Source organism: Aeromonas sp. HMWF014, assembly GCF_963878295.1.
GTDB lineage: Bacteria > Pseudomonadota > Gammaproteobacteria > Enterobacterales > Aeromonadaceae > Aeromonas > Aeromonas popoffii.
On sequence record NZ_CAWNYS010000141.1, the window covers coordinates 1 to 4,710 of the forward strand.

Below are 4,710 nucleotides of genomic sequence, written 5' to 3' on the forward strand. Positions count from 1 at the left end.
ATTACCACATGAGCGGCATCTCGGTTCGCAGCGGTGACTACGTGGCCGCCGACACCCCCATCGGCACCTATGCCAGCAATCGCAACGAAGCCCTGTGCGAGGGCGGCTCCTCCACGGGCCCGCACCTGCATTTCTCCCTGCTCTACAACGGGGTGTTCCAGTCCCTGCAGGGGCAGCGTCTGAGCAGCTATGCGGTCAACGTCGGCACCAGCAACTACGACGACAACTGCAACCGTTTCTGGCTGCAAAACAGCCGCAACGGCCAGCGTTTCTGTGCCTGGCAGCCGCTCTACAACAATGGCCTCGACTGAACCGATTACATCCTGGGTAAGTCGCTCATGACAGGGCTCTGCGGTTTCATGCAAGCCGTCACAGATCGGCATATGCCCCTTTGAAAGTGCTCACAAAACAGCCAAAAGGAGATTGCCGGCCCGCCAGACCAGTGTGAGGCTCTGGGTGCCCATATGGGCACCCAAACAAGGACTGACAATAATGAAAAAAATCGCGGGAATCTGGGTGATCGCAGGCATGCTGATCGCCCCGCTGGCGCAAGCCGACGTCATACTGCACGCCTTCAACTGGAAATACAGTGACGTCACCGCCAAGGCCGATCTCATCAAGGCCGCCGGCTACAAGCAGGTGCTCATTTCGCCCCCCCTCAAATCATCCGGCAACGAGTGGTGGGCACGCTATCAACCGCAGGATCTGCGCCTTATCGACACCCCCCTTGGCAACAAGCAGGATCTCGAGCAACTGATCGCAGCCATGCAGGCGCGGGGCATTGCCGTCTATGCGGACGTAGTGCTCAATCACATGGCCAACGAGAGCTGGAAGCGCAGCGATCTCAACTACCCCGGCAGCGCGCTGCTCGACCAGTATGCGGCTAACCCGGCCTACTTCGAGCGCCAGAGGCTGTTTGGTGATCTGGGGCAGAACTTGCTGGCCGGATCGGATTTTCACCCCGAAGGCTGCATCACCGACTGGCACGATCCGGGTCACGTCCAGTACTGGCGCCTGTGCGGTGGCGCCGGTGACAAGGGGCTGCCGGATCTCGACCCCAACAACTGGGTGGTGAGCCAGCAGCAGGCCTATCTCAAGGCGCTCAAGGGGATGGGGATCAAGGGCTTTCGGGTCGATGCGGTCAAGCACATGAGCAATTACCAGATCAACGCCGTGTTCACCCCCGAGATAAAACAGGGCGTGCATGTGTTTGGCGAGGTGGTCACGTCGGGGGGCGCCGGCAGCACGGATTACGAACGCTTCCTCAAACCTTACCTCGACAGCAGCGGTCAGGGGGCCTATGACTTCCTGCTGTTTAACTCCCTGCGCGGGGCCTTGGGTTATGGCGGCAGCATGAACCTGCTGGCGGATCCGGGGGCCTACGGCCAGGCCCTGCCGGGCAACCGGGCCATCACCTTCGCCATCACCCACGACATTCCCACCAACGATGGCTTTCGCTACCAGATCCTCAACCAGACCGACGAGACGCTGGCCTATGCCTATCTGCTTGGCCGCGATGGTGGCTCACCGCTGGTCTATTCCGATCACGGCGAGACCCAGGCCAAGGATGGGCTACGCTGGCAGGATTATTACCAACGCGCAGATCTCAAAGGAATGATCCGCTTCCACAATGCGGTGCAGGGCCAGTCCATGCAGCTCATCGGCAGCGGCGACTGCTTCGTGCTGTTCAAACGCGGCAAGCTGGGGCTGGTCGGCATTAACAAATGTGACTACGAGCAGGAGTACTGGCTCGATACCGCCAAGTTCGAGATGAACTGGTATCGCAACTACCGGGACGTGCTCGATCAGAACGCGCTGATCAATGTGCAGAGCCAGTGGGTGCGGGTCGCCATTCCTGCCCGCCGCGCCCGGCTCTGGCTGCAGGAATAAGAAAGAGAGATCAAACCGGGGCCGCCACCGTGCGGCCCCTCTTTTTGCCGGTTTATTTCAGGCGCCGCGATCATCGGCAGCTTGTTCTGCCACCGTCATGATGCTTTACTCAACAAGCCTAACGAGGCTAAAGGAGCAAGCCGTTGAAATCATGGATGTTGATGGGATTGATCCCGCTGTTTTCCCCGCCCGGCTGGAGCCAGACTCCCCCACCGGCCGAGGTGGTGATCCTGACCACAGAGGCGCAAGCCCCCCTCCCCGTTCCTCTGCTGGCTCCCACGTCAATGCCCGCGCCCAGCGCACTCCCCGACCCCAGCCGGCTGACCACCAGCCTGCCGCCCGGCACACGCCAGATCCAGGTCTACAAATCGGTCCAGAAAAACGGCGTGATACGCTACTCCGACATGATGCCGGAGCAGGGCCACTACGAGCTGCTGCGGTTCAACGACTGCTACGCCTGCGACCCGGCCTCCAAGGTCAACTGGCACACGACCGGCCTCTTCCTCTACGACTACGCCAGCACGATACAGGCGGCAGCCAAGGCCTATCAGGTGGAGCCCGCGCTCATCCGGGCGCTTATCCACGCCGAATCCGCCTTCAACCCGCTGGCGGTCTCCCGCAAGGGGGCCATGGGGCTGACCCAGCTGATGCCGGCCACGGCGCACGAACTGGGGGTCGGCGATGCCCTGATAGCCGAGCAGAATATCTTTGGCGGGGTGAAATACCTGTCAGGCCTGCTCAAGCAATATGACGGCAACATAGCGCTGGCGACCGCGGCCTACAACGCGGGGGCCGGAGCGGTGCAAAAACATGGGGGCATCCCCCCTTATGCCGAGACCCGCGCCTATGTGGAGCGGGTGCAGCTATTGCATCAACGCTATAAAGAGATGCTGCACACCCGGGGGCTGTGACCACACTCCCGTGGCGCAACCGCTGGCACAAGATCCCCCTGATACCGGGCACCACAGCAACCCAGCCCGAACTCGACGTCTGAATGCATACCCCTGCGAACAGCACACACGGGGCCTGTTGATACCCACGTTTTTGTCACGGATCACGCTTTCGGTGCGATCACGCGATAGGCCAAGGCCCCCGGAATGGCACCGACGTTCGGCGCAACCCGGGGTAAGGAGCCGGGGCTCACGAGGTCGCCGTTGTTAAACGGCGCCACATTATGGGCGGGTGACATGACGAGGCGACGTGAACCTGTCTCGCCAAGAAGATGTGATAAAGGTCACAAGCAATTGATTAATCAAGAGGATTGTCGTCACTCCGCAGGCTGGCTGTCCCGATTGGAGTCACGCCATGTGACAAGACAACTCGTGACTCGGTTAAAGCTTTTAGCAACAGGGGGGCGCGCACCTGAGCCGTGCCAGGCGCAACGATTAGTCTTTAGACGCGGCAGGCTTCAGCGATAGCGGCCACGCACCGAGCTGGTTGCCCGCCCCGCCATCTTGATCAGGCTCTGGCGGGTATGGAAGTGGCAAATAGCCACGCCGAGCGCATCCGCCGCATCCGCCTGGGGGGTGGCCGACAGCTTGAGCAGATGGGTCACCATGTGCTGTACCTGCTCCTTGGCCGCGCCGCCCGTGCCCACCACGGCCTGCTTGATCTGGGTCGCCGAGTATTCGCTCACCGGCAGCAAGGCATTGACCGCCGCGACGATGGCGCTGCCCCTGGCCTGACCGAGCTTCAGGGCCGAATCGGCGTTGCGGGCCATGAAGACCCGTTCTATGGCAAACTCGTCGGGCTTGAACTGGGTGATGATCTCGCTCACCCCGTCATACACCTGCTTGAGGCGGGATGGCAGCTCGCCCAGGTCGGTGCGAATACAGCCTGAACCCAGGTATTCCGCCTTACCCGCGACAATGCGGATAACACCATAGCCGGTGATCCTGGAGCCCGGATCTATCCCCAGGATAATGCTCATGGCTGCTCCGCCATGCACGCCTGAGGGCGGCTCACACCCTCATCACCACTGAGCCGGGGGCCCGGCTCCATTCCGAAAATAATGCTCATGGCACTCTGTTGCTCTGAAGGCAGTTCATGGCCGCCAAGATAGCAAACAAGCGTCCGCTTGGCTCGCGCGGCGGTGCACTCGCCTGCTGACTGCGCAGGGATCCGTCATCTTGTACAGTAGTCTGCCGGTTCACTCACCCGTACGGGCCCGATAAATCAGGCTCGACAGGCGCAGGAGAGGGGTCAGGTCGCCAGCGCCACCAGCTGCTCCGCCAGCCGGTGACCATGCAGGCAGGAGGCGATCAGCTCGCTATCGGCCTTGCCCGATTCAATTTGCTGATACCAGTGTTCCAGCATGGCGGCAAAGCCCCGTTGGACCAATACCGGCTGCCAGTCGTTGGGGATAAGGGCCTGCAACGTCTTGTCTCGGGCAATCGTGCCGCGGGTGCAGTTTTCAAGGTGCAGGGAGAGGTTGTCGCCATAGGCGTCGATGCGCTCCTCGGTGATGCCAGCACTGCGATTCATGCTGCCGCTGATGGCGCGATCACCGCTCTGCCAGCTGACGCTCACCCCGGCCAGCAGGCTGTTGTCCTTGGCATCCGGCCGCAATACCGCCTGAAAATCCCCGTCTGGCGCGCCGCCATAAAAACAGAGGCTGTCGAGCACATGGATAAAATCATCGAACAGAAACTGACGGGGTGCCCCAGGCAGTGCGTGTCTGTGTTTTTGCCAGTTAAGCTCGGTGAGCGGCTGGGCACGGGCGGCATCCATGGCCGGCAGATAGCGGCGGTTAAAGCCGACAAACAGCGGGCAATCCTGCGCCATGGCGAGGTTAGCGAGCTCCTCGGCCTCGGCCAGCGT

General features: G+C 61.4%; 5 protein-coding genes. 3 read left to right on the forward strand and 2 right to left on the reverse strand.

The window, feature by feature from the left end:
* The 3 genes from AAC083_RS05540 to AAC083_RS05550 all read left to right on the forward strand — a co-directional run.
* The coding region (locus tag AAC083_RS05540) for a M23 family metallopeptidase (protein WP_146181588.1) at positions 1–311 on the forward strand (311 nt) is incomplete at its 5' end.
* A 181-nt stretch (positions 312–492) separates the two neighbouring features.
* Positions 493–1,890 carry an alpha-amylase family protein gene (locus tag AAC083_RS05545; RefSeq protein ID WP_181364660.1) on the forward strand — a complete coding sequence of 466 codons (1,398 nt, stop codon included), beginning with the start codon at positions 493–495 and terminating at the stop codon, positions 1,888–1,890.
* Between the two features lie 155 nt (positions 1,891–2,045).
* Positions 2,046–2,801, forward strand: a complete 756-nt coding sequence (locus tag AAC083_RS05550; RefSeq protein WP_181364661.1) for a lytic transglycosylase domain-containing protein — start codon at positions 2,046–2,048, stop codon at positions 2,799–2,801.
* A gap of 497 nt (positions 2,802–3,298) precedes the next feature.
* Here the strand turns inward: AAC083_RS05550 and ruvC are convergent, their stop codons facing one another.
* Both ruvC and AAC083_RS05560 read right to left on the reverse strand, forming a co-directional pair.
* Positions 3,299–3,820, reverse strand: coding sequence for a crossover junction endodeoxyribonuclease RuvC (ruvC, locus tag AAC083_RS05555; RefSeq protein ID WP_017412842.1), 522 nt, complete (start codon positions 3,818–3,820; stop codon positions 3,299–3,301).
* Between the two features lie 272 nt (positions 3,821–4,092).
* A partial coding sequence (locus AAC083_RS05560) for a gfo/Idh/MocA family oxidoreductase (protein WP_108536050.1) occupies positions 4,093–4,710 on the reverse strand: 618 nt, incomplete at its 5' end.